Below are 26,394 nucleotides of genomic sequence, written 5' to 3'. Positions count from 1 at the left end.
GCCCGGCCGGGCGGGCGCCGCGCGGCGTCATTCGCCGAACAGCGTGCCGAGCGTCTCGGCCGCGTTGCTGTCGATCGTGTTGTAGGTCACCGTGGTGGCCTCGAAGATATAGACGGTCGTATACCGGCCGAGGCGCTCCAGGATTTCCTCCTGCAGCGATTCCGGCACGACGTTCATGTTCAGGTACCACGCCGTGGACGACAGCCGCGTCTGGAACGACCCGTACTCCTGCATGAGTTCATAGAACGCGTCGGCATCCTGATCGCGACAGACGATCACCAAGTTTCCTGCCATTCCCTTCCTCCCGCTCGTCGGTCGATCCCCGGGGCCGGTCGACACGGCGCGCGTGCGCATTGCGGCGACACGGCCGAAACGGACCCCGGGGGCTAGCCCCGATCATACCTGCTTCGCCGTATCCGGCTGCTGATCCCGGACACGGTTTGTGCCCGCGTGCGGGGGCGGGTTCACGGCCGGGCCGGATCACGGCATAATTCGGGCCTGCGTGCCGGCCGCCGGACTGCGGCCAGGCTGTTCCGTACCGCGCGCCCGCCATCCGTCCACGCGCCGGGCACGATCCATGCATTGCCTGCGCCGTCCCCGGACGGTTGTACCTGAAATACAGGTTGGTGTAGTGTCGTGCCGTCGCGACCCGGCTCGACCGGCCGCGGCAGCGCATGCACGCACGGCGCGCCGCGCGTGCGCGAAATCGCCAGTCAATCGAATTACCGCGCCCGTGCGCTTTGCCATGAATCAACATCGACTGCCGGCTTCGATCGGCCTTACCGGGGAGGGCGCCTGATGAACGTCGGATTCTTCAATCCGAACCGGACCGCCAACGCATCCGCGTGGCGCGTGTTGCCGAACCGGTGGGACTTCATCGCCTTTCCGCTGATCATCTGCCTGATCGCGATGGCGGTGGTCGGTTTCCACGAAACGCTGGCGCCGATCGGCGTGCTGCAGACGCAGAAGATCTCGCTCGATCCGTCGAACCTGCCCGAATACGCGCTGCGCACCACGCTGCGGATGCTCGCCGCGATGGTTGCGTCGCTCGCGTTCACGCTCGTCTACGGCACGCTCGCGGCCAAGAGCCGCCGCGCGGGCATGGTGCTGATCCCGATCCTCGACATCCTGCAGTCGGTGCCGGTGCTCGGCTTCATCTCGTTTACGGTCACGTTCTTCCTCGCGCTGTTCCCGAGCCGCGTGCTCGGCGCCGAGCTGGCCGCGATCTTCGCGATCTTCACGAGCCAGGCGTGGAACATGACGTTCAGCTTCTACCAGTCGCTGCGCACGGTGCCGCGCGACCTGGACGAAGTGTCGCGCGGCTTCCACCTGACGTCCTGGCAGCGCTTCTGGAAGCTCGAAGTGCCGTTCTCGATGCCCGGCCTGATCTGGAACATGATGATGTCGATGTCGGGCGGCTGGTTCTTCGTCGTCGCGTCGGAGGCGATCACCGTCGGCAACCAGACGATCACGCTGCCGGGCATCGGCGCGTATCTCGCGCAGGCGATCTCGGACAAGAACTTCGGCGCGATCGGCTGGGTGATCCTGACGATGACGGTCGTGATCCTCGCGTATGACCAGTTCCTGTTCCGCCCGCTCATCGCGTGGGCCGACAAGTTCCGGATGGAGAACACCGCGTCGGGCGATGCGCCGCAATCGTGGCTGCTCGACCTCGTGCGCCGCACGCGGCTGATCCATCAGCTGCTCGTGCCGGCCGGCTGGTTCTTCGCGAAGGCCGCGCGGATCCCGCTGCGCCTGCCGCTGTCGGGCGCGATGCGCTTCACGCTGCCGAAAGTCGAGAAGAAGGCATCGCGCACGGTCGACATCGCGTGGGCGGGGCTCGTGCTGCTCGGCACGGCCTATATCGTGTGGCGCGTCGTCAGCTTCGTCGCGACCGGCGTGACGATGGCCGAGGTCGGCCACGTGCTCGTGCTCGGGCTCATCACGCTGCTGCGCGTGGTCGTGCTGATCTCGATCGCGTCGGTGATCTGGGTGCCGATCGGCGTGTGGGTCGGGTTGCGTCCGAAGCTCGCCGAGAAGCTGCAGCCGCTCGCGCAGTTCCTCGCCGCGTTCCCGGCGAACCTGCTGTTCCCGGTGTTCGTGATCGTGATCGCGCGCTTCCACCTGAACGCGGATATCTGGCTGTCGCCGCTGATCGTGCTCGGCACGCAGTGGTATATCCTGTTCAACGTGATCGCCGGCGCGACGTCCTACCCGAACGACTATCGCGAAGCGGCGACCAACTTCCGGATCCGCGGCTGGCAGTGGTGGCGTCAGGCGATCCTGCCCGGCATCTTCCCGTACTACGTGACCGGCGCGATCACCGCGTCGGGCGGCGCGTGGAACGCGAGCATCGTGTCGGAAGCCGTGCAGTGGGGCAGCACCCGGATCGAGGCGCACGGCCTCGGCGCCTACATCGCGCGGACCACCGCCGCCGGCGATTTCCCGAAGATCATCCTGGGCATCGCCGTGATGTCCCTGTTCGTCACCCTGTTCAACCGCCTGCTGTGGCGCCCGCTGTATGCCTTCGCCGAAGCGAAGCTGCGGCTCGACTGAGACCGATTGAGAGCGAAACGCGATGCACAATCCGAATGCTGTAAACGCCCCCGTCCAGACGTCCCAGCCGCCGCGCCTCGGTGAAGAAATCCTGCGCGTCGATCATGTCTGCCGCGGCTTCAACAAGACCCAGGGTGAGCTGCTCGTGCTCGACGACGCGAACCTGTCGCTGCGCGAAGGCGAGATCGTCGGGCTACTCGGCCGCTCGGGTTCGGGCAAATCCACGTTGTTGCGCATCATCGCGGGCCTCATCGAGCCGACCGGCGGCGAAGTGACCTATCTCGGCAAGCCGCTGCGCGGCCCGGCCGAAGGCGTGGCGATGGTGTTCCAGACCTTCGCGCTGTTCCCGTGGCTCACCGTGCTGCAGAACGTCGAAGCGGGGCTCGAAGCGCTCGGCGTCGGCGCGCGCGAGCGGCGCGAGCGTGCGCTCGCCGCGATCGACCTGATCGGCCTCGACGGTTTCGAGAACGCGTATCCGCGCGAGCTGTCGGGCGGGATGCGCCAGCGCGTCGGTTTCGCGCGCGCGCTCGTCGTCGATCCGACGATCCTGCTGATGGACGAGCCGTTCTCCGCGCTCGACGTGCTGACCGCCGAGACGCTGCGTACCGACCTGCTCGATCTGTGGACGCAGGGCCGCATGCCGATCAAGTCGGTGCTGATCGTCACGCACAACATCGAGGAAGCGGTGTTCATGTGCGACCGGATCCTCGTGCTGTCGTCGAACCCGGGCCGCGTGATCGCCGAGATCAAGGTGCCGTTCAAGCACCCGCGCAATCGTCTGGACCCGGCGTTCCGCAAGCTCGTCGACGACATCTACGCGAAGATGACCGCGCGTCAGACCGGCGAGGCGACGAAGAAGGGGCTCGAGCTCGGTAGCTGGCTGCCGCAGGTGTCGACCAACCTGATGGCCGGCCTGATCGAGACGCTCGCGATGGCGCCGTACCACGGCCGCGCGGACATGCCGGAAATCGCACGCACGCTGCATCTGGAAGTCGACGACCTGTTCCCGATCGCGGAAGTGCTGCAGTACCTCGGCTTCGCGGACGTGCGCGAAGGCGACGTGTTCCTGACGCCGCCGGGGCGCGTGTTCGCGGAATTCGGCACGCAGGAGCGCAAGCTGATGTTCGCGGATCACCTGCTGAAGCACGTGCCGCTCGCCGCGCGGATCAAGAAGGTGCTGAACGAGCGCCCGGGCCATCGCGCGCCGCGCGTGCGCTTCGAGCAGGAGTTGGAGGATTTCCTGTCGGACGGCGCGGCCGAGGAAACGCTCGACGCGGTGATCGACTGGGGGCGGTACGGCGAGATCTTCTCGTACAACGACCAGACCGAGATCTTCAGTCTCGAGGACGTCGAGTCCTGATGCTGGCGGGGCGATTCCTGCACATCCCGCTGGAGTCGCCCGGATGCCCCCAAGCGGGTTGATTCGGCCGCTGCGGGCCAAGGGCCCGTGGCCCGCCCTGGCGTTCGCAATGGGCGCCGGTGTCCCCATGGACACCTGCCTGGCGGATCGTGCTCCTGCCGGAAGCGCCGCGGATGGCGTTCGCCGAGGATGTCGCGCCCGGTTTCACGCTTCGGCGCCCACGCTTCGTTCACTTTCGCTGCCGTCCTCCCCCTTCAACACGCGTTGAATGCCGCATCGGTGCGGTGCGCTTCAATCGGCGCGCGAGCGCGCCCGCCCGTCAGCAATTGATATCGGGGATCGATCAATCGATCGACAGCGGCCGTTTTTCGGCGCCGACTACTAAATGCTGACAAGCGCTTATGAATTTCCCTACGGTTTGATATATTTGGCGCCACCAAGGCGGCTGAGAGCGCCTTGGTGGTGCGATAGCGTCCAGATCGCGGCGGGTCCGCCCGACAAAAAGAACGAGGTTAATGATGAGTTTCGCAACAAACGGAAACCCCGACGGGATGGGAGGGGGCGGTGCGGCCTTGGCCGGCGGTTTGAGCAACCTGGGTTCGCTTGCCGGCATGGCGGGCCAACTGGGCGCGCTGACCGGTATGCCGGGTGCGGGGCTGCTGGGCGGTGCCGCGAGCGCGGTGCAACTGGCGCAAACCGGCTTGTCGCTGATGGGCAAGGCCCCCGAATCGATCGCCGAGGCCATCAACGGCCTCACGGGCGCGCTTCCGCGTCTGACCCAGGACAATCGCTTCATCACGATCGAAACGCCGCTCGGCCCGGATGTGCTGCTGGTCAGCGCGGCGGTCATCGACGAGCACGTCAATCAACTGACTGAAACCCATCTCGACCTGCTTTCCCATCGCAACAATATCGAACCGCAGGAAATCGTCGGGCAGCGGGTCAAGATCACGCTCGAGCCGCAGAGCCGCAATTTCAGTCTGACGCGCGTGGTGACGTCGGCGGCGGATACCGAGACGAAACGATATTTCGACGGTTACGTTGCGTCGTTCGGCCGCGTCGGAAAATCGGGTTCGGTGACCCGCTACGAAATGTCGGTCGTTCCGTGGTTCTGGTTTCTCACGCGTTCGACCGATTGCCGGATTTTCCAGAACCAGACGCCGCAGGACATCCTGAGCGACATTTTCCGCGAGATGGGTTTTTCGGATTTCGAGTTCGCGATGCAGGGCGAACGTCCGAAACTCGAATACATCGTCATGTACGACGAGTCGTACTACAGCTTTTGCTCGCGCCTGATGGAGCAGGAAGGGCTGATCTGGACGATCCGCTACGAACAGGACAAGCACATCCTCGTGATCGGCGACACCAACGCGGTGTTCCAGCCGATTCCGAACCTGAAGACCATTCCGTACGAAGCCAGCAGCGCCGCCAGCGAACAGAACGGCATCGATCGATGGGACGAGGCGTTCAGTTTCCGCGTCGGCAAGATTACGTACCGGGACTTCAACTACAACCAGCCGTCGTCGCAACTGATGCATGTCGAGGTGCCGACCGTCAATCTGAAGCATCCGAACATCCAGACGACCGAGCGTTACCAGTTCCATTCGCTGTATGACCACGGCGACGACGGGCAGCGTTACGCGTGCTACGCGATGGAAGCGGAAGAGGCGCTCGCGCATCGTTTCAACGGCGCCGGTCATGCGCACGGGATGACGACGAGCGGGCGCTTCACGCTGGTCAATCACGGCACGTCCGCCTACAACAACAAGGACTTCGTGATCCTTCGCGTTCGTCACCAGGTGGCGAACGACTATACCCAGCAGACCTCGAAACTGCCGTACCACAACACGTTTACGTGCCTGCCGATCGACATCCCGTTCAGACCGGAGCGGCGTACGCCCAAGCCGCACATGCAAGGTACGCAGTCGGCGATCGTGGTCGGGCCGAAGGGCGAGGAAATTCACACCGACGGCAGCCGGGTCAAGCTGCATTTCCTGTGGGACCGGCGCGGCAAGCTCGACGGTTCCGATTCGATGTGGGTGCGTGTATCGCAACCATGGGCAGGCAAGGGCTGGGGCGGCTCGGCGATCCCGCGGATCGGCCAGGAAGTGCTCGTCTCGTTCAATCAGGGCGATCCGGACAACCCCATCGTCGTCGGCCGCGTGTTCAACGGCGAGTCGGGCAACCCGTATCACGGCAGCGGCGGCCAGACGATGGGGATGCGCAGCCAGACGCACAAGGGCGAGGGCTTCAACGAGTTGCGGTTCTCGGACGTGAACGGCGCGCAGGAAGTCTTTCTGCATGCGCAGAAGGACATGAAGACGATCGTCAAGGACAGCGAATCGCACACGGTCGAATCCGGCGCCCGGAACGTGTCGGTGCTGAAAGGCGACGAAAGCAAGCATGTCGCGGAAGGCAGCCTGTCGGAAAAGATCGCGAAGGCGCGCTTCACGACGGCCAACACCGTCGGCGTGCAGGCGCTCGCCGGCGATGCCGGGCCGGGCAAGCAGAGCTATCAGGCGACGGACGAGATCGAGCATCGGGTCGGCGCGAGCATCGTGACGCTCAAGCCGGACAGCATCAAGCTGTCCCACGGCGCATCGAGCATCCTGATCAATCAGAGCGGCATCTTCCTCGATGGCCCGGTGATCCACCTGAACCAGGGGCTGTTCGTGACGCCCGAGCAGGCGATGGCGATCGAGTGGGCCAATCAGCAGGCAATCATCGCGGCGGGTCTCGCCTCGGCCGATCCGAAGGTGCAGGCCGCGGCACGCAAGCTTCAGGCGACGGTCAAGGCGCAGCAACTGGCCAAGCTGGCGGAGGCCGTATATACGCCGGGCACGGCGCCGCCGGGATGGAAGAACGTGTCGAACGATCCGGAAGCGTTGAAGAAATTCGGCATGCGGCCGCAGGACCTGCAGATTCCCGGCAGCAATTTCGGCGCACAGGTCTATGCGCCCGATCCGGCGGTGTTCGGCGACAGCATGAAGCCGACGCTGGCCTTCAAGGGTACGCAGCCGACGGTCAAGGAGGACTGGTCGAACAACCTCAGCCAGGGGCTCGGCGACAATTCGCCGTACTACGATCGCGCCGTGACCCTCGGCAAGAAGGTCTACGGTTCGGGAAATGCGGGCGGCCTCGACCTCACCGGCCATTCGCTCGGCGGCGGGTTGGCGTCGGCGGCATCGCAGGCGAGCGGCGCCGGCGCGACGACCTTCAACGCGGCGGGCCTCAATCCTGAAACGCTGCCGCTGTACGGGGCCACGCCGCGATCGTCGTCGATCACGAACTATCGCGTCGACGGCGACATCCTGACGGGCGCGCAGGAGGGCGGGCTGGGCCCGATCAGCGATGTGACGTCGCAACTGATGCCCAAGGCGGTCGGTGAGCAGATCACCATTCCGGGCACCAGCGTGACGACGGTCCAGCGGCACATGATGGGCCAGGTGACGAGCGGGCTGAATACGACCGTCGCCGAGCAGCAATCGTCGCTGCTGAGTCAACTTCAGGGACATTGATGAAATACAACAAGGTCATCGCCGCGGGCGCGGTTGTCGCGGTAATCGGGTTGTCGTCGCCGTTCTGGTGGCCGACTCATGCACAGGAAACGAAAATGGCAGACTTCAAACGTTACCCGCCCGAAGATTTTTTCACGGGACAGCAACTCGAGCTGGCGCGTGCCATTCGCGACGGGAATCTGGAGCAGGTCAAGGCGCTTGCGACGCATACGGATCTCGCTGCGCTCGGCAACAAGAAGGCCAGCCTGTTGTCGTTCGCGGTGCAGGAGGCCGTGCCGGTGAAGACGGATGCGACCAACGTGCGCCTTCAGATCGTCAGCGAACTGGTCCGGGACGGCGCCAAGCCTGAACAGCCGTTCGGCGAGAATGGCGCGAACGTCGCGTATCTGGCCGCGCGGGCCGACACGCCGAACCTGCTGCGGGCATTGCTGGCCGGTGGCATGAGCCCGGATCTCAAGTACGACGGCGATACGCCGCTGCTCTTCGCCACCTGCAAGGACGCGTTGTTGCCGCAAATGCGCGTGCTGGTCGAGCACAAGGCGAACGTCAATCTGCGGGATTCGATGAAGGAAACCGCGCTCTACGAAGCGACGCGCCTGCGGCAGTGGGACGTCGTCGATTATCTGCTCGAGCACGGCGCCGATCCGTCGGTGAAGAACGATAACGGTCTCGCGTACGCGAAAGTCCTCGGCGACGAACTGCAACAGACGCCGAAAGGCTCGCCGCAACTGGGTCGCATCGAAGCCATTCACAAGCGTCTGGTCACGGCCGGCGTACGGTAACGCTGCCGCCTGACGGATGCGTCGGCGGCGCCTGTGTCGCCGGCGAACAGTTTCAATCCGGCGCCTGCCCGAATGGGCAGGCCGAACCGAGAAGAGCATGGCCGAATATCAGATGAACGATGCCGTCATTCAGTTGCCGGCGCACTTCAAAGACAAGACGATCCACCTGTTCACGGTCGACGAAGCAGGAAGCAGCGGATTTACCTTCGTAGTGTCGCGCGCGCCGATGGAGCCGGACGACACGGTCGATACGTTCGTGACGCGATTGGTCTCGGAGATGCGCAAGTCGCTGCCGCGTTTCGAGCTGAAGCATCTGGAAAACCGCGAAATCGACGGCGAAACCGCGCGCGAAATCGATTACCGGTGGGTGTCGGAAGGCTCGCCGCTGCATCAGCGCCAGACGGTCGTGATGTCGCCGAAGGCAGGGCGCGAACGCATGGCGATCAGCTTCATCGGTACCTGTCCGAAGTCGTTCACGGAGGACAAGAGCAAGGAATACAAGAGCCTGCTCGCGAGTGTCGTGTTGGCGCGGCCCGAGCGGGCGGCCTTCGCGCCGACGGCGCTCGGCCAGGACGCGGCCGGCATCGTGTTCGTGCTGCACGAGCCGAGCGCGACGCTGTACGCGCTCACCGGCATGGCCGAACTGTACCGGCACGACGTCACGGAAATGTTCGACGACACCGCGTTCTTCGGCCCGGGCGGCGAGCCGCTGGCGCTGCAGCCTGCGCCGCACGGGCAGCCGGCGTGGCGAGCCGTGGACGGCCGTCAATTCGCGCTATGGACGACGGATTCGAGCGAGCACGCATCGCTGGGCGATCGACTCGGTGAGGTGACGGCGGTGAAGGGCATGGTCGGCATGCAGAACGTCGAGGCCGTGCGGGCTTATCTGGCCGCGGTGGCGAACGCAGGCTGACGGGGAGCGCGTGTGGATACATTGCTTGCTGCTGCACGGTTCGGCGATCCGATCGCGCATACGGCGTCCAAGGGATGGATGATCGCCGGGATGATTGCCGGCGCGGTGATTGGCGCCGTGGCGGTGGTCGCAACCGGCGGTGCGGCGTTGACGGTGATTGCCGCGGTCGCCGCGGGTGCCGCCGCGGGCGGCGGACTGGGCGAAGTGTTGGGCACGATGTCGTGGGCGCCGCGGCACGTCACCGGAAGCCTGATAAAGGGCTCGCCCAACGTCTTCATCAACAGTCGTCCGGCGATACGGGCCATTTTGAGCCTCGGGCTGTGCAGCGACCACGCGGGCCCGCCGCAGGTGGTCGCGCAGGGTTCGTCGACGGTGTTCATCAACAGCCAGCCGGCGAGCCGCAAGGAAGACCGGATGATGTGCGGCGCGTTGATCAACGACGGATCGCCGAACGTGTTCATCGGTGGCCCGGCGGTCGGGGAGTTCAATCCCGAGATTCCGGCGTGGGTGAACTGGACGATGGCCGCGGTGGGCATTGCTGCCGCGGCCGTTCTTGCGGGGCCGGCGCTGGCGCTTCTCGGCGCGGCCGGCGGCTTTCTTGGCGGCGAAGTTGGCGGGTGGCTGGGCGGAAAGATTTTCGGCGAGGGTTCGGACGGGCAGAAGTGGTCGATGCTTGGAGGAAGCTTGCTGGGCGGGTATGCTGGAACAAAGGGGGGCGTTGGTCTTTTGGGCCGAGCGACTCCGGAAGTTCCGGTGACAGTCAATCCAGGAGAACTATCTGCGGCGCCGGACTATCTCAGCGCGGTATCGAAATTTACCGGGAAGTCGCCGACGGAAATCGAAGGGTTCTACAAGCAAATGAACGATCAAGGTGCAACGTATCAGGATCTTATCGGCAAGGCAGTCGATAAGCATGGTCTGACGCCAGATGAAGCGCACGGGATATTTGGTTACACGACGAAGCTATTCTATCGGGACCTGAATGAGACACTGTTGGCGGGTAGTAGCCCGGAAGCAGAGGGATTGAGTTCTATCATTCAGTCGGGTCTCGACAAGATGCCAAATTCGTCTCCGACGCAATATCGAGGATGGCGTCTTGGAGATACTGATGCGGTGGCGGAATTCGATGCAAGGTTTGCTGAAGGGAAAACGGTTGAGTCAAATTTCTGGTCGACTGCACCATCCGAAGGTGACGCTTATGTTGGAGACCGGAATGTTGTTATTTATACAGATAAGGCGAAAGATATTTCGGATCTTGCGTTCGGAGTACATTACCACGGTCTGATCGGGAAGCCGGTTTATTCATCAGAAACGGTGATACCTCCAGGTGTGAAGTTTGAAGTGGTAGGGGTGGATGAATTTGGACGAGTTATTTTGGAGCAATTGTGATGTTGAAGCGGGACAGACTACCTTACTCCTCGCTACCTCCAGCATTGAGAGTGTTGATTCCCGAGGCCATTTTTTTGAAGGCGTTCGAGAATGCAGAGTCTCAAACGATCATCGTTTGGTATTCCGACTCGAAAATCGGCAGTCAGCATGAGGTCGAATTTTCGTCAAAATTGGGGCGTTTGCTGTCACGCAGCGAGCGTGAAGCGCGATTTCCTGCGGAGCGGGAGATTGTTCTGCGGGACGGGATCCGAGTCAAAGTAGGCAATAGACTTGGGGTCCATACCGACGTTCGCTATGAGACCTATACGGCATACGATCCAATTACGTCGTCGAAGCTTGCAGTTGGGGAGCAGATGTTCTTCATGCGGTTTCTTGCTGAAGTCGAGACCGTCGTTCGGCAAGCAATCGAAAAAGCGAAGTTTCCAAGTACTTATGCTGGGTGGAGTCCACTCGAGCGCATTCGCTATTGGGTCGGCGTGCTGTATCGTGCGCGGCGCCAGACAGGGGAGTCGGGCATTAATGAGGATGAGGCCTTCCAGCCTTCTTTATTGAAGCAGATGAGAGCTGTGGATCCTGGGGTCGATGCCATTCTCGCGGCGGTCCTTGCCGAGTTGAGCCGCATGGAGATGATCAGCCCAGACGTCATGCGGGCCGCGTTCAATCAACGTACGGGCGCATCGATTTGATCGCCCGGCGGATAAGCATGTTGGATGGTCGGTATACTCGGGTTCGCACGAAATTTTCTATGGTTAAATTGAATGACCGATAAGAACCCCGATTTTTCACCGATGCGCATGCGGGCACGCGGATTCGTGGCGCAGGGCCGCATCGAGGATGCGCTTGGACTGTACGGCGACATCCTGAAAGTGGCGCCGGAAGACGCGGCGACGTATGCCGATCGCGGCACGACCTTCGCGATGATCAAGAAGACGGATCTCGCGCTGAACGATCTGAACCGGGCCATCGAACTGGGCTACACGGATCCGTCGGCGTATTGCACGCTCGCGACGATTTATCTCGAAGGCGGCGCCTACCAGAAGTCGCTCGATTACTTCGACAAGGCGCTGAAGCTCAATCCCGACCAGCCTTTCGTCTATTTCAATCGCGCCAGGACATACGAGACGCTGGGCGATATCAATGCGTCGATCGCCGATCTCGAGCGATGCCTGACTTACAACCCGGACGATGCGCTGTCCGCGAAGATCAAGGAAAGGGTGGCGCAGCTTCGCGCGCGTCTGTAACCACGGCAGGTCGCGAGCACGCAGAGCGCCACGGGCACCGCGCACGATGACGCGCGGCGCATCGCGCGATTACTGCAAATTCCCCCACCGATCGACGGCCGGTTCCGCCGACGCCCACTTCCAGTGCGTGCCTTGCTGGCACGCATTCGCGAAATACCAGTCGGCCTTGTCGCCGTCCTTCACCGAGAACGCGAATTCCTTGCACAGCGCGAGCGCCGACGAGTACGCGCGCGTGACGCGCACTTCGCCTTCGCCGTTTTCGAGCGGCAGCGTGTTCTTCACCTTCCACGGCTTCACTTCGCCGACGGCGAGACTGCCGACCGTCTTCGCGATCGCGTCCTGCTGGTTCTGATGGAGTTGCTTCATCGTGCGGTTGACGGCTTCGTCGGTCGCGGCCTGCACGGCAATGCCGACGCCGACGCCGACCGCCGGATTCGCCGTGACGAGGCCCGTCGCCGCGCCGGCCAGCGCGCCGCTCGCCGCGCCGACCGACCCGCAGCCCGACAGCGCGACCGTCGCCGCGCACAGCGCGCCGATCGCCGCGATACGGATCGCACCGCTCATTGCAGCGCGCCCCAGCGTTCGGTCGCAGGTTCAGCCGACGCCCATTTCCACGCGGGCCCGTCGCGGCAGATCGTGGCGACGTAGAACGCCGATTGCGCGGCCTTGTCGGCCTTCGCCGGCGTATCGACCGCGAACACGATTTCCTTGCAGTCGAGCGGACCGACGCTGATCATCCGGCTGACCGTCACGCGGCCTTGCTCGTCGTCCTCGATCGGGAACGAATGGTGCGTCGACCACGGCGCGACACCGCCGACGTCGAGCGGGCCGGCCGCCTTCGCGATCTGCTCCTGCGTGTAGCGGTGCGCGACGCGTTGCGAGTACTGGACGCCGGCCCGCGCGCCGGCGACGGCGCCGAGGCCGATGCCCGTCGCGACGGCGGCGTTGTTGGTGACCTTGGAGGCGATCGCGGCGCCCGCGATGCCGGCCCCGGCCGTCGCGCCTTCGCTGTACAGCGAATTGCAGCCGGACAGCAGTGCGGCCGTGGCGATCACGGCCAGCACGACGCGCGCCGGCGTGGCCCGGCGCGGCGATTCGAAACGAATGTTCATCCCTGAGTGCAAGTCCTGTCTGGGTGAGCGGCGGCGCGTGCACGCCCCGATGCCGCGTCATTGTTTCGCAATTGTCATAGGAAAACTGCAAAGCTTTGACAAATCGCCGTGCGGCGCGCCGCGTGCGCGCAGGCGGCGTTATTGTCGGATAGATGATCGGCGAGGGGTCGAAACGTTACAAATTGAAGGTAATTGTTACCTTCGGATGCGATCAAGCGACCTAGACTGTTTTGCTATGGAATGTTTCTACGACGGCCTCGAGCCGCGCCGCATATGAGACACCCAGCCATGCGCCGTTCGAAACGGTTGTCACACCGGCCGCCCGTCGCGGCGGCCGACCATCCGGAAGCGCCGCCGCGTCCGCGGACCGACGCGCCTTCGGCACCGCCTGCGGGCGCGCCGGACGAGACACCGTCGGACGGCGATCACAACCAGGGCGGTGCTCGCCCGGAAGGGCTCGACTATCAACGCGACCTGGGTCAGGAGCAGGACGCTTGATACGGTCGTCGCCGCATTCCATCGCCGTATTTCATTGCAATTCTCGGAACTGAGTCGCCGCGCGGTTGCCTTCGGGCCGCCGCGCCTGCTTTGGCGTGCGTCGCGCGCCAGCCAATCGAATCGAGGAGGGGAAGTCGCATGAGCAGATTGATCGTGGTATCGAATCGTGTCGCCGCCGGCGAGGACACGCGCCCGAGCGCGGGCGGCCTGGCCGTCGGCGTGATGGACGCGCTGAAGGAAACGGGCGGCGTCTGGTTCGGCTGGAACGGCGAGATCGTCGGTGCGCCGGATGCCGAGCCCGCGATCCAGCGGGACGGCAACGTGACCTACGCGACGGTCGGGCTGACCCGGCGCGACTACGACCAGTACTACCGCGGCTTCTCGAACGCGACGCTGTGGCCGGTGTTCCATTACCGCGGCGATCTCGCGCGCTTCGACCGCCAGGAGTACGCCGGTTATCTGCGCGTGAACGCGATGCTCGCGAAGCAACTCGCCGCGCTGCTGCGTCCCGACGACCTGATCTGGGTGCACGACTACCATCTGCTGCCGTTCGCGCACTGCCTGCGCGAGCTCGGCGTGAAGAACCCGATCGGCTTCTTCCTGCACATCCCGTTTCCGTCGCCCGACATGCTGCGCCTCGTGCCGCCGCACGAGGAACTCGTGAAGTTCATGTGCGCGTACGACGTCGCGGGCTTCCAGACCGACGCCGACAAGCAGGCGTTCACGGATTACATCGAGCGGCGCGGCATCGGCGCGGCGAGCGACGACGGGATGCTGCACGCGCACGGCCGCGTCGTGAAGGTCGCCGCCTATCCGATCGGCGTGCATCCCGACGCGATCGCGCAGGCGGCCGTCCAGTACGGCACGCGCAAGCCGGTGAAGATGCTGCGCGAGGCGCTGGGCGACCGCAAGCTGGTGATGAGCGTCGACCGCCTCGATTACTCGAAGGGGCTCGTCGAGCGCTTCCAGTCGTTCGAACGGATGCTTGCGAATGCGCCGGGCTGGCAGGGGCGCGTGTCGCTGCTGCAGATCGCGCCGCCGACGCGTTCCGACGTGCAGACCTACCAGCACATCCGCGAAACGCTCGAAGGCGAGGCCGGCCGCATCAACGGCCGCTTCTCGCAGCTCGACTGGACGCCGATCCAGTACCTGAACCGGAAGTACGAGCGCAACCTGCTGATGGCGTTCTTCCGGATGTCGCAGGTCGGCTACGTGACGCCGCTACGCGACGGGATGAATCTCGTCGCGAAGGAATACGTCGCGTCGCAGGACCCCGCCGATCCGGGCGTGCTCGTGCTGTCGGAGTTCGCGGGCGCGGCAGCCGAGCTGACCGGCGCGCTGCTCGTCAATCCGTACGACCTGTCGCAGATGGCCGAGGCGCTCGAACGCGCGCTGTCGATGCCGCTCGCGGAGCGGCAGGCGCGTCACGAGGAGAATCTCGCGCGGTTGCGCGAGAACGACCTGTCGGTCTGGCGCGATACATTCGTCGCCGACTTGCGCAGTGTCGCCGCGGCGGCGTCGGTCACGCAGCGCGCGGGCCGGCGGGTCGCGCATGCGTGAGTGCGCGCCGGGCGCGGGCAGCGACGAAGAAACGGCGGGCGATACGGCCGGCCGATTCTTCGTCGTGACGGGCGGCCCGGGCTCGGGCAAGAGCACGTTGCTCGATGCGCTGGAGCGCGCAGGGTTCGCACGCTCGCAGGAAGCCGGACGCGGCGTGATCCGCGACCAGATGACCGTCGACGGGCCGGCGCTGCCGTGGCGCGACCCGGCTGCATTCGCCGAGCTGATGCTGGGCTGGGAGATGCGGTCCTACCATCTCGCCCGGCAGGCGCGCGGGCCGGTGTTCTTCGACCGCGGCGTGCCGGACGTGATCGGCTATCTGAAGCTGACCGGGTTGGCGGTACCCGCGCACGCGGAAGCGGCGGCGCGGCGTTTCCGCTATCACCGGCGCGTGTTCATCGCACCGCCTTGGCCCGACATCTATGTGCAGGACACCGAGCGCCGGCAGGATTTCGCGGAAGCGGTACGGACGCATGACGCGATGGTCGAGTGCTATACGTCGTACGGCTATCGGCTGATCGAGTTGCCGCGCGCGAGCGTGAAGGCGCGTGTGCGCTTCGTGATGGATACGCTCGACGCCGCATGATGGCCGCCGCGGGTGCGGCGCACGACGGTGTCAGGCCGCCGTGTCCGGCCGAGGCGACGCGATGCGCAGCAGGCTGACGACCGCGGCCACCGCCGCGAACACCGTGGCGACATAGAGTGCGATCGTCGGTCCGCGGTCGGGCGCGAGCCCGAAAATCAGCGCGACGAGCGCGGCGCCGAGCGTCTGGCCGGTCAGGCGCGCGGTGCTCAGCATGCCGCCGGCGCCGCCGCTGCGCTCGCGCGGCGCCGACGACAGCATCGCGCGGTTGTTCGGCGACTGAAACAGCCCGAAGCCCGCGCCGCACAGCGCCATCCGCCACACGATGTCGACCGTGCCCGGGTGCGCGCCGATCGTCGCGAGCGACAGCAAGCCGGCGGCGAACAGCGCCAGCCCGATCCCGCCGAGGATGCCGGCCGAATAGCGGTCCGACAGCACGCCCGCGAGCGGCGCGGCGAACACGATCACGAGCGGCCACGGCGTCATGTAGAGGCCCGTCTCGACCTGCGAGAAACCGAGCGAATTCTGCAGCCAGAACGGCAGCGCGACGAACGCGAGCATCTGCGACGTGAACGACGCCGTCGACGTGTAGACCGACAGCGCGAACATCGGGATGCGCATCAGGTCGACCGGCAGCAGCGGCGCCGGCTGCGACAACTGACGCTTCACGAAGAAGTAGCCGACCACGAATGCGACGGCCAGTTCGGCCGCGACGTATGCATGACTTTCGCCGTGACCGAGCCCGTCGACGGCCGTGATCAGGAGGCCGAACACGCAGGCGTTCATCAGCGCGCTCGCGAAGTCGTACGGCGCGTCGTGCAGCGGATTGGCCGGCAGCGCGCGCACGCTGCCGAGCACGGCCGCGATGCCGATCGGCACGTTGACCGCGAAGAGCCACGGCCACGACGCGAACGACAGGATCGCGGACGCGACCGTCGGCCCGATCGCCGACGACAGCGCGACCACCATCGCGTTGAGCGACAGCCCGCGGCCGAGCATCGACGACGGGTAGATCATCCGCACGAGCGCCGCGTTGACGCTCATGATGCCGGCCGCGCCGAACCCCTGGATCACGCGCATCACGGCCAGTATCGGCAGCGAGCCGGCGAGCGCGCAGCCGAGCGACGCCGCGGTGAACAGTGCGAGGCCGGCGATGTAGACGCGGCGATAGCCGATGCGTTCGCCGAGCGACGCGAGCGGCAGCAGCGTGATCGTGACCGCGAGCTGGTACGCGTTGACGATCCAGATCGACGCGGCGTCGGACGCGTGCAGGTCGCGCGCGATGGTCGGCAATGCGACGTTCGCGATGGCGCCGTCGAGCACGGCAAGCGTGATGCCCAGGGCGACGCAGACGATCGCCCAGTAGCGTTGCGGAAGCGGCAGGCCGGTATCGGCGTTCATGACGGGAGCGAGAGCGTGGTTGTCCGCGCGCCCGCTGGCCGGTTGCGTGCGCAACCATGTGCAGGGACGGCGGCGATGAACGGCCCGGCCGGCGCGGCTGCGCCGGAACGGGGCCGGTCGAGTGTATCACCGGGCCGCATCGCGCGACGCCAGGCCGCGCGGGGGCCTGCTGGCGCGGGCATTCAGCCTTCGAAGTCGAGGCCGCCGAGCCGCACGAGCGGCTCGGCCTGCGTGCGCGACGCGAGATCGATGTCGCGTGCGCTTTGCCAAGCGCTCAGCTTTTTCGGCAACGCGGCGAGATAGTGCTCGAAGCGCGGCGGGCCGTCCGGCTCCATCAGCCGCTCGATTTCGTCGGTGTCCCAGGTCAGTTCGAGATTCAGCGGATACACGAAGCCGCTCACGTGCTCGTGCGGCGCGCTGCGGATCTGCACGCGCGTCGGGTGCCCGTGCCCGCCATAGGGGACGACGTCGGTCTGAACGTGATCGGCGAAGAATGCGGCGATCGCCTGCGCGATGCGCGGCGCGAATTCGGTATCGAAACGGCGGGCGGTTTCGGGCTGCATGAAGGCGTCTCCTGTGTGCCGAAAATCGTAGCACGACGACGCCGCGTTTCGGCGCGTGCGATACCGGTAATCGCGCGTTACCACTTGCTGCATCTATTACGGCCGCGTCCCGCCACAATGCATCGCATCCAGTACCACTTCGCGTGGGAGTCCATCATGAAAAAGATCGCCGCAGTATGTGTCCTTGCCGGTTCGCTCGCGATCGCGGGCCCGGCGTCCGCGCATGGCCGCGACGGCGGCGCCGTCATCGGCGCATTGATCGGCGGCGCGGTGCTGGGCGCGATCGTGACGTCCGCGATGAATCCGCCCGTCGCGTATCAGGCGCCCGTGTACCAGGCGCCGGCCTATCAGCCGCCGACGTACTACCAGGCGCCCGCGTACCAGCAGCCTGCGTATCCGACCTACCAGCAGGCGCAGTACCAGGACGACGGCCCGAACTATTGCTACGACCGCTACCAGCGCGCGTACGTGTGCGGGGCGCCGGTGCAGGGCGGCTACGCTCGGCCTGCCGGCTGGTAAGCGCGCGCGGGTTTCGGGCCGGTTGGCCGTTACCCGTCGATGCTCGCTTCGCCGGGCCGGACGACGAAAGGCCCTCGCTCGATGCGAGGGCCTTCGTCTTTTTGTGCGGCCGGTTCGTTGGCCGGAGCGATGCGCCGCCGGCCTTCGGCGGGCCGTGCGCGGATACAAACGGTTGCAATTGCGCGTCAGTGGCGATGACCGCCGCCACCGCCGCCTTCGTTCCAGTCGCCGCGATGTCCGCCGCCGCGCCCCCAGCCGTTGCCGCGGTTGCCGCGATCACCGCGATCGCCGTCCCAGCGATGGTAGTCGCGGCGGCCGCGATCCCAGTCGCGTCCGCCGCCACCGCCCCAGATATTGACCGTGCCGTACACGGGAGACGGCGCATACGCATAGCCGGGATCGGAATAGTAAGGCTGCCCGTAGCCGTATCCGTATCCGGCGTCCGGGGCGACGACGCAGCCGGCCAGCAGGGTGGCGACGCCGGCGGCAGCAATGAGCTTCAGCATGATGTTCTCCGTTGGTTCCGCTATAAGTACCGCGCCCGGGGATTGCCGGCTGTTTGCAATTGTGTCGCCAAATTACAGCCTCGTAAGGTCTTGTGACGAAAGTGTTAGCATTCGGGGCTCATTTGTTTTTCAGGAGCACATCGATGAAATTCGCGATCCGGGCCGCGCTGGCCGCCTTCTGCGTGACGACCGCCGCCGCATGCGTGGCCGCGCCGGCCTCCGCGCCCGCCGTGTCGGCCGAGTCGATCAAGATGTTTCCGCAGACAGCGAACGGCCAGCAGCGCGTCGTGATCGCGCTGCCCGCGCTCGAGAACGAGGGCGATGCGCGCGTCGAGCTGATGATCGGCAAGACGCTGCAGACCGACTGCAACCAGCAGTGGTTCGGCGGCGAACTGACTGCCGAGGACGTGAAGGGCTGGGGCTATACGTACTACCGGCTCACTGACGTGAAGGGGCCGGCATCGACGCTGATGGCGTGCCCGGGCCAGGCGCCGCAGCAACGGTTCGTGCAGGTGCGCAGTGACGGTCAACTGCTGCGCTACAACAGCCGCCTGCCGCTCGTCGTTTATGTACCGGACGGCTTCGACGTGCGCTATCGCGTGTGGCATGCGTCGAAGGACGTGCAACAAGCCGTGAAGCAGTAATCTCCGCGCGGCGTCCTGCCGCTACCCACTGGCCGTGCTGCTCGTGCCGACGAGCGCCGGCCAGGCGGCCAGCGCGGCTTGCGCGATGGCCTCCAGATCGCGGCGGCTCGCGCCGTCGCGTGCCTGGATCGACATGCCCTGCTGAACCGTCACGTAGTAGCGCGCGATCGCATCGACGTTCGCGTGTGCTGATATTTCGCCGGCCGCGACGCCTTGCGCGAGGCGTTCCCGCAACGCGTCGACCGTGCCCTCGCGCATCGCGATCAACGTTTGCCGGACCATATCGGAACGTTCGGCCGGATGCAGCGCCGACAGCACGATCAGGCAGCCGGCCGGCTTCGAGCGCCGCGTGAACACACGCGCGGTATCCATCAGGTAGCTCTGCACGGCATCGTGGGCGCTGGCCGCCCGTTCGACACCGCCCCAGATTTCTCGCCCCTCGGTTGCGCGGTAATGCTCGAGCGCTTGCCGGAACAACGCTTCCTTGCTGCCGAAGGCCGCATACAGGCTCGGCGACGCGATACCCATCGCGGCCGTCAGGTCCGTCATCGACGCGCCTTCGTAGCCGAGACGCCAGAACACCTCCATCGCGCGATCCAGCGCCGCTTCCTTGTCGAAGCTTCTCGGTCGGCCTCGTTCAGCCATTGCGTCCGTTCCTTCGTCGATATCTGTATCGATCGATAAAATAAATCAATTGACTGTGCGGCGCAACTTCCCACATTCTGTGTCGGTCGTTACATAAATGAGGAAAGGAACCGACATGAATCGACTTCAGGGCAAGCGTGCACTCATCACGGGCGGCAGCCGCGGCATCGGCGCGGCGATCGCGAAACGGCTGGCGGCCGACGGCGCGGACGTGGCGATCACGTATGAAAAATCGGCCGAGCGGGCGCAGGCCGTCGTCGCCGGCATCGAGGCGTTGGGCCGTCGCGCCATCGCGATCCAGGCCGACAGCGCCGATCCCGTTGCCGTGCGCAACGCGGTCGATCGTGCCGCGGAGACGTTCGGCGGCCTCGACATCCTCGTCAACAACGCGGGGATTTTCCGGGCCGGCGCGCTGGACGACCTCACGCTCGACGATATCGACGCGACGCTGAACGTGAACGTGCGCGCGGTGATCGTCGCGTCGCAGGCGGCGGCGAGGCATCTCGGGGAAGGCGGGCGCATCGTGTCGACCGGCAGTTGTCTCGCGACGCGCGTGCCCGATGCGGGGATGAGCCTCTATGCGGCGAGCAAGGCCGCGTTGATCGGCTGGACGCAGGGGCTCGCGCGCGATCTCGGCTCGCGCGGCATCACGGTCAACATCGTGCATCCGGGTTCCACCGATACCGATATGAACCCCGCCGATGGCGAGCATGCCGATGCGCAACGTTCGCGGATGGCGATTCAGCAGTACGGCAAGGCTGACGACGTGGCCGCGCTCGTGGCGTTCGTCGTCGGGCCGGAAGGGCGGTCGATCAACGGGACCGGGTTGACGATCGACGGCGGCGCGAACGCGTAAACGCCGATGCCCGGCGCGAGTGGGCCGGGTGGAGGCGTGTTGGTTGTTCGTCGTTGTTGGTTATTGGCAGCCGAGGCGCACATGCTCGGCTTCCAGGTCGGCCCGTTTGTCGTACGCGTGCAGTTCGTTGCGCGGCTTGCCGTCCGGGCCGATGCCGCGCACGACTCGGTGGCCGCGGTCGGGCGAGTGCGTGAGCGCATCGATGCCGGCGGCCAGTTCCCGGCACCGCGCGTCGGGAGAGGTGCTTTCCGGACGAGGGGCTGCCGAGGCAGTGACGTTGGCGATGCCCGGGCTGACGTAGCGTTGCTTGGCAGGCGCCGTGCCGGTGTCGGCGGCGTTGGCCGTGGCGGTTATCGCTGAAAGCGCGGCGAGCGCCGCGATCGTTCGAATCATTCGAGAAGTCCGTGTGCTGAACCGAAGAAGGTTCGGAATTCTACGCAATGTTCGCTGGATGTCCGCGGCGAATGGGCGAGGTGCGATCGCGTGTCGCACGTCGCGGTGAACGGTCGACTACCCATCTTCGTGTGCTGCGCCGCATGCGCAGCAATATCCCCCAGACAGCAAAAAGCCCGCTTGCTTTCGCAAAGCGGGCTTCAGCATTTGGTTGCGGGGGTAGGATTTGAACCTACGACCTTCGGGTTATGAGCCCGACGAGCTGCCAGACTGCTCCACCCCGCGGCGCGAAGTGTACTTCGGGTTGATGCTGAGAGTCAATCGATTCGTGCGATGACGGGTTGATGCCCGAGGCAAGTATTTCGATTCAGTCCCGATTCGCGTCGATGATCTGTTGCAGCGCGTTGGCATCGTCGGAGGGTTCCTCGGTGCCCCGAAACGTACAAACCTCGATGTGCCCGTCCCGGAACACGTCTACCTCGACTCGCATCCCCACCACCGTAACCGAAACCAGCACCGTGTCGGGTCGGTTGCGGCTCAGCGTGTAGTGGATTTTGGCGGCGTCCAGCCGATCGAGCAGATCAAACAATGTATTTGTGGTCATATCGTTCCTGTTCCTTGAAACCTCTACAACGCAGTGAAGCCGACGCGTACCACCGCAAATTTTTCACACTCGCCACAATATTCGCGCGCCTGAAACGTCTTCAGACGCATGGAACCGCCACCCACTTCGCAAACGATGACCGACCCAGACCGCGACATCACTGCGACAGTGATGCGTGAACGAACGAGGCTAGGGAACTTCATTCGGCGCCGGATCCGCGATCCGGACGACGCCGAGGACGTTCTGCAGGATGTGCTTCACGAGTTCGTGCAGGCTTATCGGCTTCCGGCACCCATCGAACAGGCGAGCGCGTGGCTGTTCCGTACCGCGCGTAATCGCATCATCGATCGTTTTCGCAAGAGGAAGGAGCAGCCGCTGGCCGATCTGCTCGATGCCGACGACGACGCGGACAGCGAGTATCGCCTGGATCTCGCGCTACCGTCGCACGATGCCGGCCCTGAGGCGCTCTACGCTCGCACGCTGTTGCTCAAGGCGTTGCAGGATGCGCTCGACGAATTGCCGGCGAATCAACGCGAGGTTTTTATCGCGCACGAACTGGAAGGGCGGTCCTTCAAGGAGATGGCCGCGGAAAGCGGCGTCACGCTCAATACGCTGCTCGCGCGCAAACGCTATGCGGTCCTGCATCTGCGTGCGCGACTGCAACCCATTTATGACGAACTGGATATCTAGAGGAGTCGACGGATGAATTTTCGAATCAGATGTGCGGGCAAGGCGCTGCTCGTGGTGGTCGCCATCGGCGTGCTCGGGTGGGTCGTCATGATGCTGTGGAACTGGGTGATGCCGGGGTTATTCGTCGGCGCCCGGACGATCGACTTCGCCCATGCGCTGGGGCTACTTGTATTGAGCCGCATCCTGTTCGGCGGATTCCGCGGACACCGCGGCTGGCACGGCCGGCGTCACTGGCGGAAGTGGGAAGCCATGACGCCCGAAGAACGCGAGCAATTCCGGGCCGCATGGCGATCGGGTGGCAAGCGGCCTACCGAGGAGTGAACATGCGCGAGAAATCAGCGGCCGACTGCAAACAGAAGGCGGGCGTGATTGCGCCCGTCGTCAATCTGAAACGTTGCGAAGGGAAGGGGGATTGCGTGACCGCTTGCCCTGAAGACGTGTTCGAGGTTCGGCGCATCGATCAGGCCGATTACCTCGATCTTGGTTTGATGCGTCGGTTGAAGCTGCGCGTGCATGGGATGAAGGTCGCGTATACGCCGAATGCGGACGCGTGCAGATCATGCGGGCTTTGCGTGACGGCGTGTCCTGAACGCGCAATCACGCTTGCGCGACGGGCATAGCGTCGCTCGTGCTTGCCGATGATGGAACGGCGCCGCAGGGCGCGTGACGGCGGATTGGCGGTTGCTGGATACACCGTCTACGTAATCAACCTCGTCAAGGAACGCACTTGACCTCAACTACTCATGTTCTTCTGCAACGGCTTCATGAAGAAAGCCGGAGCGAAATCATTGCCCGCGCTCGAGCGCAGTTCCAGGGGCCGAACGAGGCGTTTCCGACGCTCGTCGACGAATACGAAACACTCGCCCCTCGGCTGCGAGGGCGTTTTCTCGAAACGTTCGGCTTGTTCACCGAAGATTTCGAGTCATCGGCAGGCAGTGCTTTATCGTTAGCCGTGTCTGCGGAAACGGGAAGGTTCCTGCGCAACATGGTGCTGGGGCAACGGCCGACCAGAATCCTTGAACTCGGCAGTTCGTGCGGCGTGTCGACTTTGTATTTCGCCGACGCGCTGCGTACGTTGGGCCGTGGCGTCGTCATCGCGACCGGCGGCGATGCGCTCAAGTGCGAGCGTTTGCGGGCCCACGTCGAAGCAGCCGGCCTGGACGCCTATGTCGAGTTGCGGGAGGGCGACGTATTCGACACGGTTGCCGAACTGGACGGGACTGTCGACATGGTGTTTATCGACGTCTGGGCCGACGCCTATCTGAAGCTGTTCAAGCAGATCGAGCGCCTGCTGCGACCGGGATCGGTCGTGCTGGCCGACAACATGTATACGGCCGAGGACGCCGTTCGACCGTACAAGCACTACGTCGACGCGGATCCGCGGTTTTCTACCACGACGCTGGATTTTGAGTCGGGGATCGAGTTTACGGTTGTTGTTGCTTGAGGGGGGAGTTCTTGTGAATCTGAGGGGCACAGAGCATGACTGGTCCCCCGACAGAATTCATGCGTCAATGCTGGTGGCGTTTTTCAGGGTGATTTTCGTAATTTATACCCCCAAAAACACCCCTAAAAAATCGTAGTCGTGAATTCTACGGGTGCGGTTCCCGTCACAGACTAGTGCTCGCTATTTGATGCAACTACTTGCCAACTCTAGCCAGTGCGGTATCTTACCGACAATGGCGCTTCTGTATTGATAGGCGCCACGACAGCCTCGACCAGCGGCCAAGATTCGCGGTACGACGGCGACGATTATGCAAATATTCGACCAACGATTCGGGGGAATCTTGAGCACACCTGTTACCCAGCCCGGGGCCACGGGCGAAACCGTATTTTTCCAGCATGGAAATGTGACCGTCACGAACACACGCTTTATCGTGCCGGGCCAGATGTACGCCATGAGCAACGTCACTTCTATCAAGCACTACGAGAAAGCACCGTCCAGAGCGCTAGGCGTGATTGTGGCCATCATCGGCGTCCTCATCCTGTTCGCACATGCCTGGTTGGTTGGCCTTATCGCGATAGCTTTGGGCGTGTTTCTCGCTTGGAATGCCAAAGGGCAGTATGACGTATTGCTCCATACCGCATCGGGCGAGGTTCGCGCGTTTCAATCGACCGATCAAGGGCTTGTTGCAAAGATTGTGGAAGCCTTGAACCGAGCTGTTGTTTTTCGCGGATGACACCTACCGCGGCTGAAGTTGGGTGCCCATGACGTCGAGGCTGGACATTTCTCATATCTGAAATGAGACAGAAGGCTCTCGGAAATAGAGAGCCTTTGGAACAACCTAATTGCATAGGCCGTGGCGAACAAAACGGCTGACCACACGAGAGACCAAAGCGATGCCACCGATTGCAGTTCCTCCCTGGAACGCCCATCAGGTACTACCTCCGATTGACGCAAGCAATCCAGCAGCGATGTTTCGTTCGCCATATGAGGTGACCGTTTCAGATTTCGTTGGCCGATTTGCGACAAGCGTAGAAAGGTGTGTAATTTTGCGTGGCTTTCTCCTACTTCGTGCGGAGCTTAAAGCGGCCGGCCTCGTTGATGGCTTCCAGTGGGTAGATGGAAGCTTCACGGAAAACATTGAGGTCCTCGAGGGTCGGCCGCCAAATGACGTCGATGTCGTCACATTTATAGATGACACGGCTGGCAACATGAGTAATCTTTCAGCCGACCTTCTCAATCAAAAGTGGGTCAAGAAAAACCGGAGGGTAGACCATTATTGGGTTGAATTGACATTGAACCCTAATATACTCGTGCAGCTGTCGGCGTACTGGTATAGTATGTGGTCACATCGTCGTAGTTCTCAGTGGAAAGGTTACGTAAAAATTTCTCTCGATTCGACCTTTGATGCGGCAGCTTTTGCGCATCTCGACATTATGGAGCAACATTTTTCTCAGTTGCAGGCGCAGGGAGGCAATCCATGAACCGCCTCGAACGATCTCATCTACTCGCGGAAGCGTCTTTTCTTGAGGATCAGCTCAACGAAATTGGGCCGAACGCAGTTCTGACTCGGATGAGTTTGGAGTCGCGACTGGGCGAAATTCGCGAATCTCTGCAGAATCTCGAAGAGACACGTGAGCCTGCTAAAGCTATCGTAACTTTTCGAGGAAGGCCGGTTTTAGGGACTCACGGTATTATGGCCGATTTTGGGGCGATGGTTGCCAAGGCATTTTCGGATGCGGTTTCAACTGTTGCTGCTTCTATCGATAGGCCATTAAATGCAATGGGGCCAATTCCAAATAAAGAAAATAATCGATTGCTCATAACTGGTACGGCAACCGGGTCATTTGGGTTTGAGTTCGAAGAAATGGCACCCCCTCCTCTTTTGCAAGATGAAGAAAGTGCTGTTTCAATTGCGCTTCATCGGACGCAGATGCTGATAGAGAGTACTACTGAATCTGATGAGTCTTTGGCGGAAAACTTGCTTAATACCGATAAGCGAGCAATTGATAAAGTGAAGTCATTTTTAAAAGTTCTTTCCGATGCGGAGGCTACCTGTGCGATCGAAAGGGGTGGTCATAGATTTTCATTTTCTAACATAGAGCAAATTGAGACGAGTCTTGAGCGGTTGAGCGAGGATAACATTCATGAGGAAGTAATTCGAATTGACGGCACTATGATTGGATCAATTCCTGGGCGTCGCCAATTTGAATTCCGTCCTGATGGGGAAGTCGCCTCGATATATGGGACAGTTGGCCCTCAAATCGAAGAGCCAGGAATTGCTCTTGGACGCTGGGGGGCTAGATTCACGGCGACTATTCAGGTGACACGCGTAGGTAACGGCCAGGCAAAGTACCAACTGATCCGACTCGACCGTCTTGACGAACAACCGCAACTAGCGGACGACAACTAAAAAATGGCCCCGCCCCGAGCGGGGCTTTTCACATCTGACGAAACGCGCGATGATGCATCGATTGTTGATTTGCATGGAATCCTGACCCACGATTTGCATTGAATTCTGACCCACCCCTTGGACCAGCTTTGCGGGTTATTCGGTGGGTATCTGGGTCTTCTTTCTCTCCTTTTTTGGCTGTGTCGTGCTGTTTCTGAAACGATAGCT

30 protein-coding genes and 1 tRNA gene are annotated in these 26,394 nt (G+C 63.4%); 21 read left to right on the top strand and 10 right to left on the bottom strand.

Annotated features, from left to right (window positions below; genetic code table 11):
- Positions 1-27 precede the first annotated feature (27 nt).
- A complete protein-coding gene (locus tag HWX55_RS16255; protein ID WP_011545926.1) occupies positions 28-294 on the bottom strand; it encodes a hypothetical protein in 267 nt (88 codons plus the stop codon).
- A 504-nt stretch (positions 295-798) separates the two neighbouring features.
- On the opposite strand from HWX55_RS16255, the gene HWX55_RS16250 reads away from it, so the two are divergent.
- The 8 genes from HWX55_RS16250 to HWX55_RS16215 all read left to right on the top strand — a co-directional run bounded on the left by HWX55_RS16250 (position 799) and on the right by HWX55_RS16215 (position 11,759).
- A complete protein-coding gene (locus tag HWX55_RS16250) occupies positions 799-2,556 on the top strand; it encodes an ABC transporter permease subunit (RefSeq protein ID WP_175976474.1) in 1,758 nt (585 codons plus the stop codon).
- A gap of 22 nt (positions 2,557-2,578) precedes the next feature.
- Positions 2,579-3,916: a nitrate/sulfonate/bicarbonate ABC transporter ATP-binding protein gene (locus HWX55_RS16245; RefSeq protein ID WP_006755837.1), complete on the top strand. Its 1,338-nt coding sequence runs from the start codon at positions 2,579-2,581 to the stop codon at positions 3,914-3,916.
- A 518-nt stretch (positions 3,917-4,434) separates the two neighbouring features.
- A complete protein-coding gene (locus HWX55_RS16240; RefSeq protein ID WP_175976473.1) occupies positions 4,435-7,434 on the top strand; it encodes a type VI secretion system Vgr family protein in 3,000 nt (999 codons plus the stop codon).
- Positions 7,435-7,529: 95 nt separating this feature from the next.
- Entirely contained in the window at positions 7,530-8,216 is a 687-nt protein-coding gene (locus HWX55_RS16235; RefSeq protein ID WP_244140589.1) for an ankyrin repeat domain-containing protein, read from the top strand.
- Between the two features lie 97 nt (positions 8,217-8,313).
- Positions 8,314-9,129: a DcrB-related protein gene (locus HWX55_RS16230; protein WP_175976471.1), complete on the top strand. Its 816-nt coding sequence runs from the start codon at positions 8,314-8,316 to the stop codon at positions 9,127-9,129.
- Positions 9,130-9,141: 12 nt separating this feature from the next.
- Positions 9,142-10,518: a PAAR domain-containing protein gene (locus tag HWX55_RS16225; RefSeq protein WP_208458716.1), complete on the top strand. Its 1,377-nt coding sequence runs from the start codon at positions 9,142-9,144 to the stop codon at positions 10,516-10,518.
- A gap of 50 nt (positions 10,519-10,568) precedes the next feature.
- Positions 10,569-11,204: a hypothetical protein gene (locus HWX55_RS16220; RefSeq protein WP_244140588.1), complete on the top strand. Its 636-nt coding sequence runs from the start codon at positions 10,569-10,571 to the stop codon at positions 11,202-11,204.
- A gap of 72 nt (positions 11,205-11,276) precedes the next feature.
- Entirely contained in the window at positions 11,277-11,759 is a 483-nt protein-coding gene (locus tag HWX55_RS16215; RefSeq protein WP_175976469.1) for a tetratricopeptide repeat protein, read from the top strand.
- 69 nt (positions 11,760-11,828) lie between these two features.
- Here the strand turns inward: HWX55_RS16215 and HWX55_RS16210 are convergent, their stop codons facing one another.
- Together HWX55_RS16210 and HWX55_RS16205 are read right to left on the bottom strand one after the other, a co-directional pair.
- A complete protein-coding gene (locus tag HWX55_RS16210; protein WP_175976468.1) occupies positions 11,829-12,323 on the bottom strand; it encodes a hypothetical protein in 495 nt (164 codons plus the stop codon).
- The gene (locus HWX55_RS16205) at positions 12,320-12,871 is read right to left on the bottom strand and encodes a hypothetical protein (RefSeq protein WP_175976467.1); all 552 of its coding nucleotides are present in this window, start codon (positions 12,869-12,871) and stop codon (positions 12,320-12,322) included. The genes HWX55_RS16210 and HWX55_RS16205 overlap by 4 nt, the downstream gene beginning before the upstream one ends.
- A gap of 288 nt (positions 12,872-13,159) precedes the next feature.
- On the opposite strand from HWX55_RS16205, the gene HWX55_RS36115 reads away from it, so the two are divergent.
- The 3 genes from HWX55_RS36115 to HWX55_RS16195 all read left to right on the top strand — a co-directional run bounded on the left by HWX55_RS36115 (position 13,160) and on the right by HWX55_RS16195 (position 15,515).
- The gene (locus HWX55_RS36115; protein WP_244140587.1) at positions 13,160-13,369 is read left to right on the top strand and encodes a hypothetical protein; all 210 of its coding nucleotides are present in this window, start codon (positions 13,160-13,162) and stop codon (positions 13,367-13,369) included.
- Positions 13,370-13,507: 138 nt separating this feature from the next.
- Positions 13,508-14,929 (top strand): alpha,alpha-trehalose-phosphate synthase (UDP-forming), encoded by a 1,422-nt coding sequence (otsA, locus tag HWX55_RS16200; protein WP_175976466.1) that lies wholly within the window; start codon positions 13,508-13,510, stop codon positions 14,927-14,929.
- Entirely contained in the window at positions 14,922-15,515 is a 594-nt protein-coding gene (locus HWX55_RS16195; RefSeq protein WP_175976465.1) for an AAA family ATPase, read from the top strand. The genes otsA and HWX55_RS16195 overlap by 8 nt, the downstream gene beginning before the upstream one ends.
- Before the next feature lie 30 nt (positions 15,516-15,545).
- Here HWX55_RS16195 and HWX55_RS16190 read toward each other — a convergent pair whose 3' ends face one another.
- A complete protein-coding gene (locus tag HWX55_RS16190; RefSeq protein WP_175976464.1) occupies positions 15,546-16,913 on the bottom strand; it encodes an MFS transporter in 1,368 nt (455 codons plus the stop codon).
- Between the two features lie 182 nt (positions 16,914-17,095).
- The gene (locus tag HWX55_RS16185; protein ID WP_175976463.1) at positions 17,096-17,476 is read right to left on the bottom strand and encodes a DUF5594 family protein; all 381 of its coding nucleotides are present in this window, start codon (positions 17,474-17,476) and stop codon (positions 17,096-17,098) included.
- Positions 17,477-17,593: 117 nt separating this feature from the next.
- Here HWX55_RS16185 and HWX55_RS16180 point away from each other — a divergent pair, with 117 nt between their 5' ends.
- Positions 17,594-17,995 carry a hypothetical protein gene (locus tag HWX55_RS16180; protein WP_175976462.1) on the top strand — a complete coding sequence of 134 codons (402 nt, stop codon included), beginning with the start codon at positions 17,594-17,596 and terminating at the stop codon, positions 17,993-17,995.
- Positions 17,996-18,180: 185 nt separating this feature from the next.
- Here HWX55_RS16180 and HWX55_RS16175 read toward each other — a convergent pair whose 3' ends face one another.
- The gene (locus tag HWX55_RS16175; protein ID WP_175976461.1) at positions 18,181-18,501 is read right to left on the bottom strand and encodes a hypothetical protein; all 321 of its coding nucleotides are present in this window, start codon (positions 18,499-18,501) and stop codon (positions 18,181-18,183) included.
- Between the two features lie 143 nt (positions 18,502-18,644).
- On the opposite strand from HWX55_RS16175, the gene eco reads away from it, so the two are divergent.
- Complete coding sequence (gene eco, locus HWX55_RS16170) at positions 18,645-19,145, top strand: serine protease inhibitor ecotin (RefSeq protein WP_175976460.1); 501 nt, start codon at positions 18,645-18,647, stop codon at positions 19,143-19,145.
- A gap of 21 nt (positions 19,146-19,166) precedes the next feature.
- Here eco and HWX55_RS16165 read toward each other — a convergent pair whose 3' ends face one another.
- On the bottom strand, positions 19,167-19,790 hold the full coding sequence (locus tag HWX55_RS16165) for a TetR/AcrR family transcriptional regulator (RefSeq protein WP_175976459.1): 624 nt from the start codon (positions 19,788-19,790) through the stop codon (positions 19,167-19,169).
- A 115-nt stretch (positions 19,791-19,905) separates the two neighbouring features.
- On the opposite strand from HWX55_RS16165, the gene HWX55_RS16160 reads away from it, so the two are divergent.
- A complete protein-coding gene (locus tag HWX55_RS16160; RefSeq protein WP_069618069.1) occupies positions 19,906-20,646 on the top strand; it encodes an SDR family NAD(P)-dependent oxidoreductase in 741 nt (246 codons plus the stop codon).
- Positions 20,647-20,706: 60 nt separating this feature from the next.
- Here the strand turns inward: HWX55_RS16160 and HWX55_RS16155 are convergent, their stop codons facing one another.
- From HWX55_RS16155 to HWX55_RS16145, 3 genes are all read right to left on the bottom strand, one after another.
- A complete protein-coding gene (locus HWX55_RS16155; RefSeq protein ID WP_175976458.1) occupies positions 20,707-21,039 on the bottom strand; it encodes a hypothetical protein in 333 nt (110 codons plus the stop codon).
- A gap of 208 nt (positions 21,040-21,247) precedes the next feature.
- A tRNA-Met gene (locus HWX55_RS16150) sits at positions 21,248-21,324 on the bottom strand.
- Between the two features lie 82 nt (positions 21,325-21,406).
- Positions 21,407-21,643 carry a hypothetical protein gene (locus HWX55_RS16145; protein WP_175976457.1) on the bottom strand — a complete coding sequence of 79 codons (237 nt, stop codon included), beginning with the start codon at positions 21,641-21,643 and terminating at the stop codon, positions 21,407-21,409.
- Between the two features lie 108 nt (positions 21,644-21,751).
- On the opposite strand from HWX55_RS16145, the gene HWX55_RS16140 reads away from it, so the two are divergent.
- From HWX55_RS16140 to HWX55_RS16110, 7 genes are all read left to right on the top strand, one after another.
- Positions 21,752-22,333 carry a sigma-70 family RNA polymerase sigma factor gene (locus HWX55_RS16140; RefSeq protein WP_080334378.1) on the top strand — a complete coding sequence of 194 codons (582 nt, stop codon included), beginning with the start codon at positions 21,752-21,754 and terminating at the stop codon, positions 22,331-22,333.
- Positions 22,334-22,345: 12 nt separating this feature from the next.
- Positions 22,346-22,654, top strand: a complete 309-nt coding sequence (locus HWX55_RS16135; protein ID WP_069618072.1) for a hypothetical protein — start codon at positions 22,346-22,348, stop codon at positions 22,652-22,654.
- Between the two features lie 2 nt (positions 22,655-22,656).
- Positions 22,657-22,953: a 4Fe-4S dicluster domain-containing protein gene (locus tag HWX55_RS16130; RefSeq protein ID WP_175976456.1), complete on the top strand. Its 297-nt coding sequence runs from the start codon at positions 22,657-22,659 to the stop codon at positions 22,951-22,953.
- Positions 22,954-23,060: 107 nt separating this feature from the next.
- Positions 23,061-23,777, top strand: coding sequence for a class I SAM-dependent methyltransferase (locus HWX55_RS16125; protein ID WP_175976455.1), 717 nt, complete (start codon positions 23,061-23,063; stop codon positions 23,775-23,777).
- Positions 23,778-24,117: 340 nt separating this feature from the next.
- Positions 24,118-24,510: a DUF6232 family protein gene (locus tag HWX55_RS16120; protein ID WP_175976454.1), complete on the top strand. Its 393-nt coding sequence runs from the start codon at positions 24,118-24,120 to the stop codon at positions 24,508-24,510.
- Positions 24,511-24,670: 160 nt separating this feature from the next.
- Entirely contained in the window at positions 24,671-25,258 is a 588-nt protein-coding gene (locus HWX55_RS16115) for a hypothetical protein (protein ID WP_175976453.1), read from the top strand.
- Positions 25,255-26,187 carry a hypothetical protein gene (locus HWX55_RS16110; RefSeq protein WP_175976452.1) on the top strand — a complete coding sequence of 311 codons (933 nt, stop codon included), beginning with the start codon at positions 25,255-25,257 and terminating at the stop codon, positions 26,185-26,187. The genes HWX55_RS16115 and HWX55_RS16110 overlap by 4 nt, the downstream gene beginning before the upstream one ends.
- Positions 26,188-26,394: the final 207 nt, after the last annotated feature.

The sequence above is a fragment of the Burkholderia sp. BCC1047 genome, assembly GCF_902833155.1.
Taxonomy (GTDB): Bacteria; Pseudomonadota; Gammaproteobacteria; order Burkholderiales; family Burkholderiaceae; genus Burkholderia; species Burkholderia sola.
The sequence above is the reverse complement of the archived record's forward strand: the minus strand, read 5'-3'. Positions and strand labels throughout refer to the sequence as shown.

Coding starts and splice junctions, on each gene's coding strand:
- HWX55_RS16255 (WP_011545926.1), bottom strand. CDS start 294: ATGGCAGGAAACTTGGTGATCGTCTGTCGCGATCAGGATGCCGACGCG.
- HWX55_RS16250 (WP_175976474.1), top strand. CDS start 799: ATGAACGTCGGATTCTTCAATCCGAACCGGACCGCCAACGCATCCGCG.
- HWX55_RS16245 (WP_006755837.1), top strand. CDS start 2,579: ATGCACAATCCGAATGCTGTAAACGCCCCCGTCCAGACGTCCCAGCCG.
- HWX55_RS16240 (WP_175976473.1), top strand. CDS start 4,435: ATGAGTTTCGCAACAAACGGAAACCCCGACGGGATGGGAGGGGGCGGT.
- HWX55_RS16235 (WP_244140589.1), top strand. CDS start 7,530: ATGGCAGACTTCAAACGTTACCCGCCCGAAGATTTTTTCACGGGACAG.
- HWX55_RS16230 (WP_175976471.1), top strand. CDS start 8,314: ATGGCCGAATATCAGATGAACGATGCCGTCATTCAGTTGCCGGCGCAC.
- HWX55_RS16215 (WP_175976469.1), top strand. CDS start 11,277: ATGACCGATAAGAACCCCGATTTTTCACCGATGCGCATGCGGGCACGC.
- HWX55_RS16210 (WP_175976468.1), bottom strand. CDS start 12,323: ATGAGCGGTGCGATCCGTATCGCGGCGATCGGCGCGCTGTGCGCGGCG.
- HWX55_RS16205 (WP_175976467.1), bottom strand. CDS start 12,871: ATGAACATTCGTTTCGAATCGCCGCGCCGGGCCACGCCGGCGCGCGTC.
- HWX55_RS36115 (WP_244140587.1), top strand. CDS start 13,160: ATGCGCCGTTCGAAACGGTTGTCACACCGGCCGCCCGTCGCGGCGGCC.
- otsA (WP_175976466.1), top strand. CDS start 13,508: ATGAGCAGATTGATCGTGGTATCGAATCGTGTCGCCGCCGGCGAGGAC.
- HWX55_RS16195 (WP_175976465.1), top strand. CDS start 14,922: ATGCGTGAGTGCGCGCCGGGCGCGGGCAGCGACGAAGAAACGGCGGGC.
- HWX55_RS16190 (WP_175976464.1), bottom strand. CDS start 16,913: ATGAACGCCGATACCGGCCTGCCGCTTCCGCAACGCTACTGGGCGATC.
- HWX55_RS16185 (WP_175976463.1), bottom strand. CDS start 17,476: ATGCAGCCCGAAACCGCCCGCCGTTTCGATACCGAATTCGCGCCGCGC.
- HWX55_RS16180 (WP_175976462.1), top strand. CDS start 17,594: ATGCATCGCATCCAGTACCACTTCGCGTGGGAGTCCATCATGAAAAAG.
- HWX55_RS16175 (WP_175976461.1), bottom strand. CDS start 18,501: ATGCTGAAGCTCATTGCTGCCGCCGGCGTCGCCACCCTGCTGGCCGGC.
- eco (WP_175976460.1), top strand. CDS start 18,645: ATGAAATTCGCGATCCGGGCCGCGCTGGCCGCCTTCTGCGTGACGACC.
- HWX55_RS16165 (WP_175976459.1), bottom strand. CDS start 19,790: ATGGCTGAACGAGGCCGACCGAGAAGCTTCGACAAGGAAGCGGCGCTG.
- HWX55_RS16160 (WP_069618069.1), top strand. CDS start 19,906: ATGAATCGACTTCAGGGCAAGCGTGCACTCATCACGGGCGGCAGCCGC.
- HWX55_RS16155 (WP_175976458.1), bottom strand. CDS start 21,039: ATGATTCGAACGATCGCGGCGCTCGCCGCGCTTTCAGCGATAACCGCC.
- HWX55_RS16145 (WP_175976457.1), bottom strand. CDS start 21,643: ATGACCACAAATACATTGTTTGATCTGCTCGATCGGCTGGACGCCGCC.
- HWX55_RS16140 (WP_080334378.1), top strand. CDS start 21,752: ATGGAACCGCCACCCACTTCGCAAACGATGACCGACCCAGACCGCGAC.
- HWX55_RS16135 (WP_069618072.1), top strand. CDS start 22,346: ATGAATTTTCGAATCAGATGTGCGGGCAAGGCGCTGCTCGTGGTGGTC.
- HWX55_RS16130 (WP_175976456.1), top strand. CDS start 22,657: ATGCGCGAGAAATCAGCGGCCGACTGCAAACAGAAGGCGGGCGTGATT.
- HWX55_RS16115 (WP_175976453.1), top strand. CDS start 24,671: ATGCCACCGATTGCAGTTCCTCCCTGGAACGCCCATCAGGTACTACCT.
- HWX55_RS16110 (WP_175976452.1), top strand. CDS start 25,255: ATGAACCGCCTCGAACGATCTCATCTACTCGCGGAAGCGTCTTTTCTT.